The 15585-nt window shown below is 72.3% G+C and carries 14 protein-coding genes; 6 read left to right on the top strand and 8 right to left on the bottom strand.

What is annotated here, in order from left to right:
• The first annotated feature begins 92 nt into the window (after positions 1-92).
• The 4 genes from EMA17_RS16540 to EMA17_RS16525 all read left to right on the top strand — a co-directional run bounded on the left by EMA17_RS16540 (position 93) and on the right by EMA17_RS16525 (position 5373).
• Positions 93-1751, top strand: a complete 1659-nt coding sequence (locus EMA17_RS16540) for a prenyltransferase/squalene oxidase repeat-containing protein (protein ID WP_126637784.1) — start codon at positions 93-95, stop codon at positions 1749-1751.
• Positions 1748-2746 (top strand): terpene synthase family protein, encoded by a 999-nt coding sequence (locus EMA17_RS16535; RefSeq protein ID WP_126637783.1) that lies wholly within the window; start codon positions 1748-1750, stop codon positions 2744-2746. The genes EMA17_RS16540 and EMA17_RS16535 overlap by 4 nt, the downstream gene beginning before the upstream one ends.
• Positions 2743-3987 (top strand): cytochrome P450, encoded by a 1245-nt coding sequence (locus EMA17_RS16530; protein ID WP_126637782.1) that lies wholly within the window; start codon positions 2743-2745, stop codon positions 3985-3987. Before EMA17_RS16535 ends, EMA17_RS16530 begins: the two co-directional genes overlap by 4 nt.
• 78 nt (positions 3988-4065) lie before the next feature.
• On the top strand, positions 4066-5373 hold the full coding sequence (locus EMA17_RS16525; protein WP_126637781.1) for an FAD-dependent oxidoreductase: 1308 nt from the start codon (positions 4066-4068) through the stop codon (positions 5371-5373).
• A gap of 120 nt (positions 5374-5493) precedes the next feature.
• On the opposite strand, the gene EMA17_RS16520 is transcribed toward EMA17_RS16525, so the two are convergent.
• Positions 5494-6621 carry an MFS transporter gene (locus EMA17_RS16520; protein ID WP_174861385.1) on the bottom strand — a complete coding sequence of 376 codons (1128 nt, stop codon included), beginning with the start codon at positions 6619-6621 and terminating at the stop codon, positions 5494-5496.
• Between the two features lie 176 nt (positions 6622-6797).
• The gene (locus EMA17_RS16515) at positions 6798-7349 is read right to left on the bottom strand and encodes a winged helix-turn-helix transcriptional regulator (protein ID WP_126637780.1); all 552 of its coding nucleotides are present in this window, start codon (positions 7347-7349) and stop codon (positions 6798-6800) included.
• A gap of 91 nt (positions 7350-7440) precedes the next feature.
• On the opposite strand from EMA17_RS16515, the gene EMA17_RS16510 reads away from it, so the two are divergent.
• Together EMA17_RS16510 and EMA17_RS16505 are read left to right on the top strand one after the other, a co-directional pair.
• On the top strand, positions 7441-7881 hold the full coding sequence (locus EMA17_RS16510; RefSeq protein ID WP_160161427.1) for a nuclear transport factor 2 family protein: 441 nt from the start codon (positions 7441-7443) through the stop codon (positions 7879-7881).
• A 113-nt stretch (positions 7882-7994) separates the two neighbouring features.
• Positions 7995-8984, top strand: a complete 990-nt coding sequence (locus EMA17_RS16505; protein ID WP_126637778.1) for a hypothetical protein — start codon at positions 7995-7997, stop codon at positions 8982-8984.
• 37 nt (positions 8985-9021) lie between these two features.
• Here the strand turns inward: EMA17_RS16505 and EMA17_RS16500 are convergent, their stop codons facing one another.
• From EMA17_RS16500 to EMA17_RS16475, 6 genes are all read right to left on the bottom strand, one after another.
• Positions 9022-10050: an alpha/beta fold hydrolase gene (locus tag EMA17_RS16500; protein WP_126637777.1), complete on the bottom strand. Its 1029-nt coding sequence runs from the start codon at positions 10048-10050 to the stop codon at positions 9022-9024.
• A 244-nt stretch (positions 10051-10294) separates the two neighbouring features.
• On the bottom strand, positions 10295-11203 hold the full coding sequence (gene bla / locus EMA17_RS16495) for a class A beta-lactamase (protein ID WP_126637776.1): 909 nt from the start codon (positions 11201-11203) through the stop codon (positions 10295-10297).
• Between the two features lie 281 nt (positions 11204-11484).
• Positions 11485-12723 (bottom strand): serine hydrolase domain-containing protein, encoded by a 1239-nt coding sequence (locus EMA17_RS16490; protein WP_126637775.1) that lies wholly within the window; start codon positions 12721-12723, stop codon positions 11485-11487.
• A gap of 175 nt (positions 12724-12898) precedes the next feature.
• Positions 12899-14272 (bottom strand): M1 family metallopeptidase, encoded by a 1374-nt coding sequence (locus EMA17_RS16485; protein ID WP_126637774.1) that lies wholly within the window; start codon positions 14270-14272, stop codon positions 12899-12901.
• A 118-nt stretch (positions 14273-14390) separates the two neighbouring features.
• Entirely contained in the window at positions 14391-14924 is a 534-nt protein-coding gene (locus EMA17_RS16480; protein WP_126637773.1) for a nucleoside 2-deoxyribosyltransferase, read from the bottom strand.
• A 43-nt stretch (positions 14925-14967) separates the two neighbouring features.
• A complete protein-coding gene (locus EMA17_RS16475; protein ID WP_126637772.1) occupies positions 14968-15585 on the bottom strand; it encodes a class I SAM-dependent methyltransferase in 618 nt (205 codons plus the stop codon).

Genomic DNA, 15585 nt, shown 5'->3' with positions numbered 1-15585 from the left:
CGGACCCGGCTGCGGCCGACCCCTCCCCTGCCGACCCGATTCCACCGGAACGCGAGGTGGTTGGTCATGCGTCTCGAACCGACACATCCGTGATGGCGAAGGCATCACGGATCGAACCGAAACCGACCCGAGCCGTGCGTCGGGCCGTCGTCGCGTTGTCGGACCGGCGCCGGTCCGACGGTTCGTGGGCCGGCAACTGCCGGGCCAGGCTACTGGAATCCTGCCTGGCCCTGCTGTTGCTGCGCGATCTCGGCGACGGAAGCGCCGCGGTGCGCGAACTCGACCGGTATTGCCGCGCATCGCTCCTTTCCCTGTCCACCCGGCGCGGCTCGTGGCGCGTCGACGAGGCGTTCACGGCCCGATTGGCGGAGTCGGTACTCGGGGGCTCCGCGCTCCCGGCCGCGCGCGACGCCGCGTTGTGTGCCGCCCTCGACGCCGATCGGCACGCGTCGCGGCGGCGTACCCGGCTGATGCTGGACACGTTGCTCGCGTTGGCGGGCCACGACGCGGCGCCGGACGTCCCGCACGCCGGCGCCGGGCAGGGCCGGGACGGCGGGCACCATCGCTGGGCGGAGCTGATCGCGGCGGCGATCCGGCTGTGGCGGACGCCGGCGCCGGACTCGCCCGATCTTCGGCTCCTGGCCGGCGCCCAGGGGCCGGACGGCGGGTGGGAGCACCACATTCTGGCGACGCTGGTGATCCTGCTGGTCCTGGCCCGCACGGGGCTCGCCCCGGGAGTCCTCGCGCGCGGCCGGCGATTCGTACTGTCCCGGGTCGGGCCGGACGGCGGGCTGCCGTTCATCACCGACGAGGACACCTGGGTCACCGCACTGGCGTCCCTGGTACTGGCCGAGGCGGGCGTATCGCCGAAGGTGTTGCGGCCGTCCGCGGACCACCTGCTCGGGCAACAGATGTACGACGGCGGGTGGGCCTACTCGCCGGGCGTGACGCAGGCCGATGCCGACGACACATCGGTGGCGGTGTCGTTCCTCGCGCGCCTGGGCTCCCCCGGGGCGCTGCGCGCCGCGCGCGCCGGGGTCGGATACCTGCTCGCGCTGCAAAACCCCGACGGCGGGTTTCCCACCTTCACCCGCGGTGCGCCGTCCGAGGCGGAGATCACCGCCAAGTGTGTACACGCGCTGCTGTCCTCGCCGGGCGGCGTCGACGAGCGGCACGAGGCGGCCCGCAGAGCCTGGCGGTGGCTCGTCGACGCGCAACGGCCGGACGGCGGCTTCGCCCCGGAGTGGTGTTCGAGCCCGCGGTTCGCGGTCATGCACGTGATCCGCGCCCACCACGCGGACCGCACCTCGCCCGGCCCGCGCGTTTGCCACGCGGGAGAGACGGTGGACCGCTGCGTGCGTTTCCTCACGACCGACGCGACCGGCGCCATGGGCGTGACAACCGGCGAGGGCAACGCAACGGACGCGACCCTCGAGACCGGCACGACCGGCGGCCCACGTCCGGCGTCCGGGGACGCCCACCCACTCGCCACCGCGTACACCGTCACCGCGCTGGCCCAATCCCCCCACCCGCCGCCGGCACCGTTGCGCGACGGAGTACGCCGGCTCCTGGCCGACGACCCGGACGCCCCGTGCGAGCCCGACTCGCTCGGACCGCGGCCCTTCGTCTACGACGTGCCCATCCTGCGTCCCATCTACCGGTTGGCGGCGCTGAGCCACGCGTCGCGACACCGCCCACCGACCGACCGGTCCCGCACTGCCTCCGCCTCGCAAAGACAGGGACGGCGATGACCACCGAGCCACCCCGTGACGACACCCGGATCCGCTTCCGAGATGTCCCCACCCGACTGCCGACCACCACCCATCCCGATACCGACCGGCTGGTGACGGCCTCGAGCCGCTGGTGCCGCACCCACCTGCGGGCCTGTGCCCGCAGCGACGCCGAGTTGGCCGCCTACCTCGGCGGCGGCATCTCGACGCTGGTGTGCCGCATGTTGCCGAACGCCCCGCATGAGGTGACCCTGGCGGCCTGCGACCTGTTCGAGTACCTGGTGCTGCTCGACGACGCGATGGGCGACCGCGGTCGGCTCGGGGCGAGCGAACACGCGGCGCGCCACGCGGCGGGGCGGGTCATGGTCGCGTTGACCGACTGGGGCGGGTATCCGGACGCCGCGACCGAGGGGGTGTACGACGCGGCGCGTCGGCTGCGCCCCCACCTGAGCGAGCGCCAGTGGGAGCGGTTGGCCGTCGGCGTCGCCGACTACCTCGACGGATGCGTCCTCGAAGTCGCGGCCGGCGACGACGACCTCGCGGACCTGGCGGCGTACACCCGGCGCCGCCGGGTCACGGTCGGGATGAGGTGGATCCTCGTACTCGCCGAGTTGACGGCGGGTGGGCGGCTCGACCCCGGCGTCCCCCTGGATCCCCGTGTCCGGGAGTTGCACACGATCGCGCTGGATCATCTCTGGATGGTCAACGACCTCTTCTCGTACCTGAAGGAGTGGCACGGCCGGGAATGCACCACCAACGTCGTGCCGCTGCTGTGCCGCACCCGCGGGCACGACCCGCAGGGTGCGGTCGACTGGCTGTTCGACCACATCGCCGAGCGTGAAGCCGCCTTCCTGCGCGCCGGACGCGAGATCGAATCGGGCATGGCGGCCGGCCGGTCCGCTGTCCCGGGATACCTGCACAACATCGCGCTCGTCATGTCCAGCGCGCTGTACTGGAGTCGGGACACGACGCGCTACCACGTCCCCGGCCTGCCCGATCCGAGGCGGCGGACATGAACGACGACCTCGTGTCCTGGCCGTTCGCCCGGCCGCGCCCCGGCGACGGTGCGGGGTTGCTGGACATCGCGCCGGAGTACCGTCGGTTGCGCGAGCGGCGGCCGATCGTGCGGGTGCGGTTGCCCGACGGCGGCCGGGCCTGGTTGCTCACCCGGTATCCCGACGTTCGCGCCGCACTGGCCGATCCCCGCCTGAGCGCGTCCACCGATCCGCTGCACCGGCACGGCGGTGACGCGGCGACCCGGATCGGCGCCCTCGCGCACACCGATCCGCCCGAGCATGCCCGCTACCGGGCGCCGCTCGACCGGGCGTTCGGAGCGGGTCGGATCAGGGCGCGGCTGCCCTCGATGGTCGCGGTCGTCGAGGAGCGGATCGCCGCGATGGCCGCGGCGCCGGACCGCCGCTGCGATCTCGTACGCGCGTTCGCGATTCCCGTACCCCTGCGCATCATCGGCCGCCTCCTCGGCCTGCCGGACGAGGAGCACGACGGCCTCCGCCAGGCCGCCGAGCGACTGCTGACGATCGGCCTCGACCCCGGCGAGGCGGGGCCGGCCGCCGCCGCGATGCTCGCCCACATGCGTCGGATCGTCACGGCCCGGCGCCGAGCGCCCCGCGACGACCTGATGTCCGAACTGACCCTGCACAGTGCCCTGACCGACGCCGAGATCGCCGATCTGGGCGCCACGCTCGTGCTCGGCGGATACGAAACACTGGCCGCCTCGATCGGCACGGCCGTCGCCACCCTGCTCGAACACCCGGACCAGCGGGCGGCGTTCCTAGCCGACGAGCGCACTCGCGACCGGGCGGTGGAGGAGCTTCTGCGCTACACGAGCGTCGTGCAGTACGGAGTCGATCGGGTCGCCGCCCACGACCTGCGCCTGGGTGACGCGCGGATTCGGGCAGGCGAACGCGTCATCGCGTTCCTGCCGTCGGCGAATCGGGACCACGCGCACCACTCCCGCGCCGACGACTTGGACACCGGCCGCCGACCGCTCCCCCATCTGGCGTTCGGACACGGTGCACACCGGTGCGTCGGACAACACCTGGCCAGGGTCGAGCTACGGCTGGCCCTGCCCCGGTTGTTGCGTCGTTTCCCGGACCTGCGCGCGGATCCCGACCGGCCGGCACCCGTCGTGCGCCGCGACCGCGTCTTCGGCGGTCCGGACGCGCTGCCGGTGATGTGGCGGGATTCGGCTCCCGGCGCGGACGAACGACGCCGCACACCCGTCCGGGGGGCTTGAAGAACCGGCAAAGTCCCGGGGGAGCCACCGGGATCCGCGGCAGTCTCGACCATCCGAGGAACGAGGAGGGGAAGTCGCATGCGAGCCGTCGTCATCGGCGCGAGCGTAGCCGGCCTGCTCGCCGCCGCCGCGATCCGCCACGTCTTCGACGAAGTCGTCCTGCTGGAGCGGGACATCCTCCCGGTCGGCGAGGAACTGCGTCCCGGCGTTCCGCAGGCGGGCAGTTGCCATTTCCTGCTCTACCCCGGGGCCGCCGCCATGGACGAACTGGTGCCCGGCTTCGTCGACTTGATCGTCCGCGACGGCGCGCGCCACGTGAACATCGGCGAGACGTTGATCCTCTCCCGCGACGGGGTCTCGATTCCCGGCAGGCGGATGGGGATGCCCGTCACGCTAGCGAGCCGGAACTTCCTCGAGACGCGCCTACGGGCCCGCGTACGGGAGATGGCCGGCATCACGATCCGCGACGGGGCCACCGTGACCGGGCTGGTCGGCGACACGCGGCGCGTCGTCGGGGTGTCCGTCGCCGCCGGCACACCGGATCCGGGCACCGCCACGCTCACCGCCGACCTCGTGATCGACGCCGGCGGGCGTACGTCCCGATCGGCCCGGTGGTTGACCGAACTCGGCCACCCGGCGGTCCGGGAACGGGTCGTCGACTCCGGCCAGTCGTACGCCACCGCGTGGCTGCCCGCCTCGTCCCGCGAAACGATCACCTACGAGATCGGCCGCCTCGCCGTGAGCGGAACGGCCGCAGCCGTGGCCCCCATCCAGAACGGTCTGCGCCAAGTGCTCGTCTTCGGCCGCGCGGAGCACCGGCCGTCCACCGATCCGGTCGAACTCGCCGACCGACTCCGGGAATACGGCTGCCCGGCCCTGACCGAGGCCGCCGACGAGTTCACCGAGGACACCCCGGTGCACGGCTACGCCAAACTGATCAACCGGCGCAGGCTCTACCACCGGATGCGCTCGTGGCCGCAGCGCTACTTGATCGTCGGAGACGCGCTCTGCATGTTCAACCCCACCTACGGCCAGGGCATGTCGGTGGCCGCACGGGAAGCACTCGTCCTGCACCGCCGGATCGACCGTCTGGCCGCGAATCCGGCCCGCACCAGGGCGGTCCAACGACGCATCGCCCGCGAAACCGACTACCCGTGGCTGGTCGCCACCGCCCAGGACGCCCGCTTCACCGAACACCCGTCCGTCCTCGGTCCACTGGTCGACACCCTCGTCGGCCGCACCACCGACCGCCTCGCCGACAATCCCCACCTGCACAGGGCCCTGCTCCAGGTATACGAACTCCGCCTTCCCACCGCCCTGACCCACCCGACCGCCTGGCACGCCCTCCTGCGCAGACGATCACCCCGGAGATCGCCGGGTGCCTGACCGGCTCCGCACGGTGACCGACCCGATCCGGTCCCGCGTGACGATGGGCCCGAGCCGCGTCCGGCCGCCACACCGAGCCGGTGGAGGCGCGTGCGATCCGACGGTCCGCGCGGGCGACGATCAGACGAGCGTCCGAGCACTCCGCCCCCGCCACACCGACCCGCCGCCGAGCACCGCGCACGCTCCGACCGTCACCAGTCCACCGGCGAGGAACGTGCCGCGTGCGCCGGCGAAGGGCAGGATCAGGCCCCCGAGCGCGGCGCCCGCCGCGATTCCGGCGTTGTAGGCACCGGAGTTCGCCGCGAGTGCGATGTCCGTACGCCCCGGGGCGCACAGCAGCATCGCGTTCTGCGCCGCCATGAACACCGGTCCGAGCGCACCGCCCATCAGCACCAGGAACACCACCGCCGCCACCGGATGGGCGCCGAAGGCGTACAGCCCGAGCAGGCCCACCGCCTGCGTGCCCACCGCCGCGGCGAGCGCGGCATACGGAAAACGGTCGAGCAGTGTCCCGGTGACGCCCACCCCGACCAGACACGCGACACCGAACACCACCAGGAGCACGCCGACCGTGCTCGGGGCGAACCCGCCCACGTCGCCGAGGAACTTCACGATGTAGGTGAATCCGGCGAACGCCCCGCCGGCGGACAGGGTCCCGGCCGCGAGCACGATCGCGAACCGGCGGGCGTCGGGAGCGCTTCCGTAGGCGGCCCGCTCCTCCTCCGGCCGCGACGTCGGCAGCAGCACGGCGATCGTGACCAGGCAGGCGAGCCCCGGACCGGCCGGCACGGCCACCGGCACCTGCCAGCCGCTGTGCCGACCCAGCCAGGTCCCGGCGGGAACACCGAGTGCGAGGGCGAGCGACCCGGCGACGGACAACGCCCCGAGCACCCGGCCACGGACCTCGGCCGCGAACAGACCCACCGCGACCGGCGCCATCACCGCCCAGAACAACGCCTGGGCGAGCGCGGTCGCCAACCGCGCCCCGAGCAGCGGCCCGTACGAGGTCGCCGACGCCGCGACCAGGCTGGACACGACGAGCGCGGCCAGTACGCCGGTGAGCACATGCCGCCGGGGCACCGCCCGTACGACGTGCGCGAGCGGCACGGAGGCGACGGCCACGGTCACGCCGTAGCCGGTGACCAGGAGGCCGATCGCCGACACCGACACGTGCAGGCCGTCGGCGATCAGCTCCAGCAGGCCGACCGGCAGGTTCTCCGCCGTATTGAAGGTGAAGGCGGCGAGCATCAGCGCCGCGAGTATCGCCGCCCTGTGCCACGGAGCCGGTCGCACCGCGCCGCCACGGGTTGCTCCCGACCATGCTCGCGTCCGCGCCGTGACACCGTCCATGACGCCCACCCCACCGGGCGCGCCGACCCCGCCGCAACCGAAATTCGGCGGGCGGACCGGCCGACCCGCGCCCGTCAGGGCCGCGTACCGACTTCCCGCGGGTCGGATTCGCACGCGTCGGCGGCACGCTCCCGTGCCCCGAAGAGCTTCCGCGCGACGACCGTGGTGCCGGGCGCGTCGCGCCCACCCGGGCCGGGAAGCACCTCGACCGCCTCGTCGACGAGCTCTTCCCCGCAGTGATCGCACGTGACCGTGGGTGTACACGGCTGCCCGCAGGTCCTGTGCACCAGCCGCATCGGGACTCCGTCCACGGCCAGGTGCCGATCGCCCCAGGCCAGCAGGCTCAGGACGACGCCGTAGAGGTCGCGGCCCGCGTCCGTGAGGTGGTACTCGTGGCGCACGGGACGCTGTTGGTAGGGCTCGCGGACCACGAGCCCGGCGGCCCGGAGCCGGTCCAGGCGATCGGCCAGGACGTTCGTGGCGATGTCGAGATCACGACGCAGTTCGTCGAAACGCACCAACCCCAGGAACAGGTCGCGCAGCACCAGCAGTGCCCACGGGTCCGCGATCAAGGCGGCGGTGCGGGCCACCGAGCAGGACATGTCCGCGAATCGGTCCTTGTTCACCCGGGTCAGGCTAGTGCCTTGTATTCGGCAAGTCACCGCGCCTAGGGTAACTTGCGGAAAACAAGTCACTGGTTCGGGACCGGAGGCCGGCATGTATCACGCGATCGTGCGCGCGAAGACGCGAAGGGTCTGGGCTCGCATGGCCCGAGGCGACTACCGGGCGGCGGTGGACATGGCCGCCCCGACGGTGCGTTTCCGCTTCGTCGGGGACGCCGCGCCCGCTGCGGAACTGGTCGGCCGGGACGCGTTCGAACGGTGGTTCGCCGACCTGTACACGCTCCTGCCCGATCTGCGGCTGCGGCTGACCGACGTGGTGGCCAAGGGGTGGCCGTGGAAGACGACGGTCGTGGTCCGGCTCGCGGTCGACTCGACCCTGGCCGACGGCAGCCGCTACGAGAACGAGGGCATCCAGTGGGTCACCCTGCGGTGGGGCCGCATGGTCGACGACTACGTCCTGGAGGACACGGCCCGCCTCGCCGCCGCGATCGAGCGCCAACGCCGCGCCGTCGCCCAGGCGGCGGGCAGCCGCTGACCGGAGCGGGCGCGGGGCAGTCCCCGGGAAACCGGCCGCCCGTGCGTCGCCCGACACGCCGGCCGCGCCCGGACTGCCGAGGGGCGACGGTGTCGAGACGTCACCATGGGGTCATGGCCACACACGGGAAGCCGACTCCCGAGGACTCCGGCGTCGACGAGGACACGATCGTCGACGAGTTGTACGGCCTCGCCCCCGACGCGTTCGTCGCCGCCCGCGACGCGCACGCCCACACCGCGCGGGCCGCCGGCGACCGGGCCCTCGCCGGCCGGATCGGCGACCTGCGGCGCCCCGTCCTGGCGGCCTGGCTCGCGAATCTCCTGGTCCGCGAACACCGCGACGAAATCGACGCCTTCCTCCGCCTCGGCACCGCCATGCGCGACGCGCAGGAGCGGTTGCGGGGCCCGGAACTGCGCGAACTCTCCCGCCGACGTAACCGCGTGATCGACGCGCTCCGGCATCAGGCCCTCGCCCTCGCCGCCGCGCACGGCCACCCCACCGTCGGCGACACCACCCTGCGCGACCTCCAGGACACCCTGAACGCGGCCCTGGCCGACCCCGACGCCGCACAACGACTCGCCGCCGGCAGGCTCACCGCCCCGCTGCGTCCCGAGGACGCCTTCGCCTCCGCCCCGACGGGCCGAACGACCGAGCAGGGCAGGGCCACTCCGCCCGCCGGGGCCGGGAAGGCGGCGAAGGCCGGGAAGGGCACCAGGGGCGCCGAGGCCCTGAAGGGCAACGACGCGGCCGAAGAGCGCGCCGCCCGCGAACGCGCCCGAAAACAGTACGAATCCGAACTCGCCCACGCCCGCGCCACCGTCGAGGCCGCCGAGAAGTCCGCCCGAGGGACGGCCCGCACGGCCCGGGAACGCCGCAGCGCCGCCGAATCCGCCCGAGCCCGCCACACCGAGGCCGTCGCCGACGCCGAGTCCCTGGCCACCCGCCTCGAAACGGCCCGCACCCGGGCCACCCGCCTCGGCACCGCGGCCGACAAGGCGGAAGCCGAACGGGAACGCGCGGACCGGGCGGCCCGGGACGCCTCGGCCGCGGCCCGATCGGCCCGCGACGACCTCGACCACGTCACCGCCACGCGCCCCGACTGATCCCACCGGATCGATCGACACGCGGCCGCGGCGTGGATCACCCGTCGAGGAATCGCAACAACTCCCCGGCCACGAAACGCGGGTTCTCCTCGACCAGCCAGTGCCCCGCGTTCGGCACATCCATCGCCCGCACGATGTCCGTCACGCGCGGCGCCACCGTGGCCCGGATCGCGTCGAGTTGCCCCTGCGCGGTCATCAGCAGCGTCGGAACACGCACCGGTGCCGTCGCCACGGTGTCGCGAACGTCCTTGTCCAAAGCGCGATACAACTCGAAGCCCCCCGACAGGGCTCCGGGCCGGCCATAGGTGCGCGCGTACTCCTCGACCTCCGCGTCGGTGAACGGGGATCGATCCGAGGTGCCGCCGAACGCCGAGCCACCGAAGGCGACTTGGGGATAGAACAGCGCCAGGTACGCGCGGACGTCATTGCCCACGACCGCCTCGGGGACCCGCCGCTGGGAGTGAAACGCGATGTGCCAACTCAGCGTTCGATACGTGGGCGCGTCGATCGCGGGCCCGGGCAGCGGCAGGTCCAGGTAGCCGAGCCGCGCCGTGTCGCCGGGAAACTGCCCGGCGTACTGGAATGCCACCGCGGCCCCGAAGTCGTGCCCGACGACGCGGGCGTCCCGCACCCCCAGCCGATCGGCGATCAGCGTGTGGACGTACCGCGCGAGGGTGGCCTTGTCGTACCCGGTCGGCGATCCGGTGCTGTCGCCCAGTCCGGGCAGGTCGACCGCGTACACCGTATGGCGTTGGGCGAGTTCCGGCATGATCGGCCACCAGCCGTACCAGGTCTGCGGCCACCCGTGTATCAACACCACCGGCGTACCGCGGCCACCGGTCACATAGTGCATACGGACGCCGTCGACATCGGCGAACTCGTGCCGAAACGCGCCCTCGAAGCCGCGATCACCCCGAGTCGCGGCGGCGTAGGAGGGCACGTCGTCCCCACTCGACGCCGAACAGCCGGCGAGGCCGACCGTGAGCAGGAGCGCAAGCACGAAGGCGACCACCACACGCCCGGATCGAGGAAGGCGGCGCGGCGACGACCCTGGTTCGAAATTCATGTATTCCTGCCCTCGGAACGGGGGTTCACCGGCCGTCCGCGAATCCCGCGACGGCGCCCGGTGACCACGGGAACCGAACGAGCTCGGCACCCACCGGCCCGTTCGACGCACCCCAGCCTCGCCGGCCCAGACCACGACGGCAGCAAATCTTGCGGTTATGGCAAGTCCGGCCGGTACGGGGGTGGTGACCCCGGTGCGCGACCGGGGCGGCGGCGGCCCCGGCCACCCCGCCCCGGTGCGGGGGTCAGCCCAATTCCTCCGCGAGCACCGTCGCGGTGCCGGCGAGCAGCGGTTCGTCGGCCGGCGCGGCGGCGTCGTCCTTCGTGGCCAGGACCGCCATCACGATCGGCCCCCGGCCCGGCGGCCGGACGATGCCCACGTCGTTGGTGGTGCCGTAGTCACCGGTGCCGGTCTTGTCCGCGACGACCCAGTCCGGCGGAAGCCCCGCCCGCAGCCGCTTGCCACCGGTCGTGTTGGCCAGCAGCCAACCGTTCAACCGCTCACGGTCCCGCGCGTCGAGCGCACCACCCAGCGCGAGCCGGGCGTAGGTCCGGCCGAGCGCACGCGGACTCGACGTATCCGTCACCCGCCCGGGCTCCGCCGAATTCAGCGCGGGCTCCCACCGGTCGAGCCGAGTCACCCCGTCCCCGACGGACCGACAGAACCCGGTCACCGCGCCGGGACCGCCGAGCCGACGCAACAGCAGATTGGCCGCCCCGTTGTCGCTGTAGGCGATGGCGGCGGCGCACAGGTCCGCGACGATCATGCCGTCGGCCAGATTCTCGGGCCGCCCCGTGATCGGCGCGTACCCGGACTCGGTGACGTCCTTCTCCGTATACCGGATGCGCCTGCCCAGGAACTCCCCGTCCCGATCGAGGTCGCGGAGCACCGCGGCCACCGCGATGGTCTTGAACGTAGAACACATCGGGAACAGTTCGTCCGCACGATGGACCACGGTCCGCCCCGAATGCACGTCACACGCGAACACCCCGAGCCGAGCCGCATGCGCCCGCTCCAGCGCCCGCAACCGCCCGGTGACCCCCCGGGCGTCCACCCCCCGCGCCGAAGCGCTTCCCGCACCCGGGACAACGACGGCAAGGACCCCCGCGGCCACCCCACCGAGAACCCCACGCCGACTCGGACCGAACTCCACGACCGTCTCCCTCGCCTCGAACGCCGACCGGCGGACGGGCCGGCGACCTTCCCGCCTGCCCTCCTCCAAGATCCCTCACACCCCGAACACGCCCGCGTCGTGGCGAGGGTTGCGAGCGCGACCGGGGCATCCGAGGAGCGGGGCCGTCCGGGCGGGGCCGGCCGAACGACGTCCGCCGCCCCGTGGGCACCGCCGGCATGCTCACCGACCGCTGCGGCGCCACGTGGGTCCCGGACGTGACCGCCCCGTACTCCGCGACCCACCCGACCCGAGGCCGAGGGTCAGGTCCCGATCCGCCCCGCGGACCGCGGGGGCTCGGACCGGGTCGGGACCTCCGGCGGCTCTCCACTCGCCTTCAGCGCCGCCAAGCTGATGCGCCGCACCACGGGATTCATCGACTCGCCCTTCGCGTCCGTGGAGCCGACCGACAGAACCAGCGTGCGACTCAGGTCCTCGGACGCGGCGACGACCGTGCTGTAGCCGTAGCGGGCGCCCGACTTGATCCAGTAGATCCTGCCGCCGTACTCGAAGCGCTCGAATCCGGCACTCATCCTCGCGCCCGGGATGTTCGCCGGAACCGTGAACATCTCCCGCAGTTGCGGGCGCGGGACGATCCGGCCCCGGAACAGCCGGGTGATCAGCCGCTCCAGGTCGGCCGTCGTCGAGATCATGTCGCCCGCCGCCCAACGGTCCGCCTGGTTCCAGTCGGTGACGTCGACGAATTCGGTGGTGCCGTCGGCCCGCACGACCGCCTGGTAGCCCCGGTTGTGCGGGCCGCGGATCCGCGGATCCGTGCCGGGGAAGTACGTGCTCGTCATCCCGGCGGGGCGCAACACGCGCCGGGTGGCCTGCGACGCGTACGAGTCTCCCGTCACGTTCTCGATCAACATGCCGAGGATCGTGTAGTTGATGTTGAGGTAGTGCTGCCGCGTGCCGGGGTCGAACTCCGGGCCCTTCGCCACCGCCGATGCCACCACCTCCCGGGGCGTCAGGGTGTCGAAGCGGTGCGCGTAGGCCTCCTCGAAGGAGTCCCCCCAACCGTCACCGGCCCGGATCCCACTGGTGTGATTCAGCAACTGGCGGACGGTGACCGGCTTGAAGGGCACGTTCGACCGCCCCGACTCCAGCAGCCCCGGAAGATAGTGCTGTACGGATTCCCCCAGGTCGATCTTCTTGTGGGCGGCGAGTTGCAGCACCACGGCGGCGGTTACCACCTTGGTCGTCGACCCGGCCCGGAACCGCGCACAGGCGTCCGCGTCCCGCCGATCGATCAGGTCACGCACACCCGAACCGCCGCGCCACACCCCCTCGGTGCCGCCGACCCGAACAAGCGCCGCGGTGGCGTCCGCATCCGGTAATCCGGCCAACGCGGCGGCCAACGCGGCGGCGTCCGGGCCTTTCGGCGTGGTGTGTACGGTCGCCGAACCCGGCGCCTCCGCGGCGAACGCGGGTGCGGCCAAGGGGCCGGCGGTCAGGGCCAGGACGAGTGCCGAGGCAAAAATCGAGGTACGGGTGCGCATTGGCTCTTCCCAAGGATCGGAGGGACATCGCCGAATCAGTCTGCGAGGCACGCCGTCCACGCGAATCGTCGGCGCGGAGGACCCCGACCATCGTTCGTTCGGGCCGCGATTCGGCGCATCCATACCGCGGTTGCCGGGGTTTGCCCTTACGGGTCGAAACCCTGCCCGCGCACCGTCAACCGTCGATGCGGTACTGCGCCCAGAAGGGCGTCAGGTCCCGCACAGTGGCCGCCCGGGCCGCCGTCTTGAAGTCCGCCGTGGTGGAGATCCCGTACCGGTGCGTGGTGGCGTAGTCGCGCAGCAGGGTCTCCATCGCGGGTTCCCCGATCAGGCGCCGCAGTTCGTGCAGGGCGCACTTGCCGTAGTCGTAGACCACCGTCTCGTAACGCGCCGGGTGCGCGTCCCAGTACCGCATGGAGTTGGTGATCCGCTCCGTCGGCGCGGCCCAGGCGAGGTCGCTCCCGCAGCCCTCCCCCGTCTTCCCCAGCGCGAGGTCCGTCGCGTATTCGGCGAACGACTCGTCGAGCCAGGGGTCGCCGTACTCGTCGTTGCCGACGATCCCGTACCACCACTGGTGGGCAAGTTCGTGCACGAGCGCCGTGGGCCGAACGCGGTCCAGGACGAAGCCCGGATACTCCATGCCGCTGAACCACAGGTTGTCGTCGAGGACGACGTCCAGTTCGGTGTGCGGGTACGCGCCGAAGCGCCCGGCATGGGCGTCGACGGCCGTCCGCGCGACGTCCAACATGGCCCGGGCGTCGATCGGTTCCACGTCGCCGGCCGTGAACACGTTGATCCGGACGCCGGTCGAGGAGGTCCCGGAGATCCCGGTGAACGGCCCCGCCGCCCAGGCGAAGTCCCGCACGTCGCGGGCCGTCGCGGTGGTGACGGTACGCCCGGGTGCGCCCGGACGGTCCACCGAGGTGCCGGTGGCCGGTACCCCGAGGTTCGACGGATGGTCGAGCGTGACGTCGAAGTCGGCCGCGAGCGAGTAGAAGGATTCGCCCGTGTTCGTGTACGGGTCCAGGTGCCGGCCGGTCCCGTCCCGAACCGCCAGCACCGGCAGCGCGTTGCCGAGGAAGGCGTGGCCGCCGCCGTGGCCGAACCGATCGATCCCGGCCGGGACCCGGATCCGCAGCCGGAAGCCGATCGTGGCGTCCTCCCCTCGGCGCAGCGGCTTGCCCAACACGATCCGCAGGGCCGTGCAGCCGACCGACAGGCCCGCCGGGACACCGCCGGTGACCTCGGAGACCACGATCGGCGGCGCGGAACACGTACCGTGCGCGTTGCCCCACAACCGCAGGTACACCTCGCCGAGCGGAGCGGCCGACACGTTGGTGAACCCCACCCGCTCGTGGCCGGTCCACCGGCTTCCCGTGGCGTCACCGGCCAATTCGACCGTGTAGCGGGGCGCCGCCGGCGTGCGGACCGTCTCCGCCCGCTCCGCCGTGAACGCCCGTGTCCCGTCCGGGCGCACCGACCCGGAGTTCGCCACGACCCCCGCGACGAATGTGACCAAGGCGGCAAGGGCGGCCACGGCAATTCTCATCGAACCCCTGTCTCCATCCCGATCCCCGGCTCCGTCCCCGTCCCCGTCGGATCGGCGACGTGCGGAGGCGGGTGGCCGAGCGTGCGCCCGACCACCCGCCGATGCGGCAACGCGCGGGTCAGCCGGCGACCTTGCCGGTGCGCTCGCGGTGCCGGGACACCGCCCGGAGCAGCGCCGCGTCGACTTCGGGCAGGTATTCCGCGATGTCCCGGCCCTGCGCGTACTCCACGTACTCCACCGTGGCCACGGTGTGCAGCCCCTGGACGAGGAACGTGTACTCGCGTCCCTCCTCCAGCATCAGCACGATGGGCTTGTCGAAGGCGCTGGCCCAGCCCATCTCGATGTGGGTGCCCGGCGAGGCGGGAAAGCCCGGGAGCGCGACGAAGACGTCTGCCTTGCGGATCTCGTCCTGATCGAGGCCGGTGCACTGGTCCGGGCGCATCAACTCGGCGCCCCACGCCTCGCGGCGATGCGCGTTGTGCACCGCGAGTCCGCGTGCCTCGAAGTGTCGGATCAGGACGTCGAAGGGCGCCCGTGCGTGCTCCGGCATCTCGCCGGTGGCCGGGTCCAGGAGTTGGATGAACGGCCCGGCCAGGAACAGCGAACTCACGTCGAGGCCGCACAGCTGGTCGGTCGAGGGGGCGATGGTCATGCGGCTGCCTCCGGAATGAGGTCGTGGGAACGGAACGGCGTGATCAGGTCTTGCGGAAACACTGGATGTACGCCTGGCCGCTGGTGCCGTACGTGTACTCGGTGCCTTCGTACGCCTGGTACGGATGCGACTCGATTCGGATGCTGCGGAAGTGCGGCAGGTATTGCCACCGCAGTTCCGGCCTGGTGCTGAAGAAGGGGATGAACACCCCGCCGGGGCGCAGCGCCCGGACCACCTCGGGCATGGTCTTCGCCCACAGCGCCTCGTCCTTCCACACGTCCATGTCCAGGGCGGGGTCGAAGAACATCCCGTCGATGCTCTCGGACGGCAGTTCGAAGACCCGTCGGAAGAAGTCGCCGCGCTCGATGGCGAGGTTGTCGGGCAGTGTCGGGTGCTTGCTCCGAAACAACTCCTCGACCTCGTCGAAGAGTTCGAGCACGGTGTGACTGCGGGTGGCCGGGTTGCCGGCGATACGCAGTGCGGACAGCCCCAGGCCGAGGCCGACTTCGTAGAAGTCCCGGCCGTACTCGCACAACATGTCGGCGCTGGCCCACATCAGATCGCGCTCCCAGGCCTGCATGGCCTGTTCGCCGCCGATGTTCAGGGTCACCTCGCCGTCCTGCTCGACGAGTTCGATCTCGGGCTTGTCTCGGGTTTCCAT

It is taken from the genome of Embleya hyalina (genome assembly GCF_003967355.1).
GTDB lineage: Bacteria > Actinomycetota > Actinomycetes > Streptomycetales > Streptomycetaceae > Embleya > Embleya hyalina.
Note: the sequence above shows the minus strand (reverse complement) of the source record. Positions and strands in the feature narration are given on the sequence as shown.

Excerpts from the sequence above, each read along its gene's own strand:
- EMA17_RS16530 (WP_126637782.1), top strand. The coding sequence starts at position 2,743 with ATGAACGACGACCTCGTGTCCTGGCCGTTCGCCCGGCCGCGCCCCGGC.
- EMA17_RS16520 (WP_174861385.1), bottom strand. The coding sequence starts at position 6,621 with ATGCTCGCCGCCTTCACCTTCAATACGGCGGAGAACCTGCCGGTCGGC.
- EMA17_RS16500 (WP_126637777.1), bottom strand. The coding sequence starts at position 10,050 with ATGAATTTCGAACCAGGGTCGTCGCCGCGCCGCCTTCCTCGATCCGGG.
- EMA17_RS16505 (WP_126637778.1), top strand. The coding sequence starts at position 7,995 with ATGGCCACACACGGGAAGCCGACTCCCGAGGACTCCGGCGTCGACGAG.
- EMA17_RS16490 (WP_126637775.1), bottom strand. The coding sequence starts at position 12,723 with ATGCGCACCCGTACCTCGATTTTTGCCTCGGCACTCGTCCTGGCCCTG.
- EMA17_RS16510 (WP_160161427.1), top strand. The coding sequence starts at position 7,441 with ATGTATCACGCGATCGTGCGCGCGAAGACGCGAAGGGTCTGGGCTCGC.
- EMA17_RS16475 (WP_126637772.1), bottom strand. The coding sequence starts at position 15,585 with ATGGAAACCCGAGACAAGCCCGAGATCGAACTCGTCGAGCAGGACGGC.
- EMA17_RS16480 (WP_126637773.1), bottom strand. The coding sequence starts at position 14,924 with ATGACCATCGCCCCCTCGACCGACCAGCTGTGCGGCCTCGACGTGAGT.
- EMA17_RS16540 (WP_126637784.1), top strand. The coding sequence starts at position 93 with ATGGCGAAGGCATCACGGATCGAACCGAAACCGACCCGAGCCGTGCGT.
- EMA17_RS16535 (WP_126637783.1), top strand. The coding sequence starts at position 1,748 with ATGACCACCGAGCCACCCCGTGACGACACCCGGATCCGCTTCCGAGAT.
- EMA17_RS16525 (WP_126637781.1), top strand. The coding sequence starts at position 4,066 with ATGCGAGCCGTCGTCATCGGCGCGAGCGTAGCCGGCCTGCTCGCCGCC.
- EMA17_RS16485 (WP_126637774.1), bottom strand. The coding sequence starts at position 14,272 with ATGAGAATTGCCGTGGCCGCCCTTGCCGCCTTGGTCACATTCGTCGCG.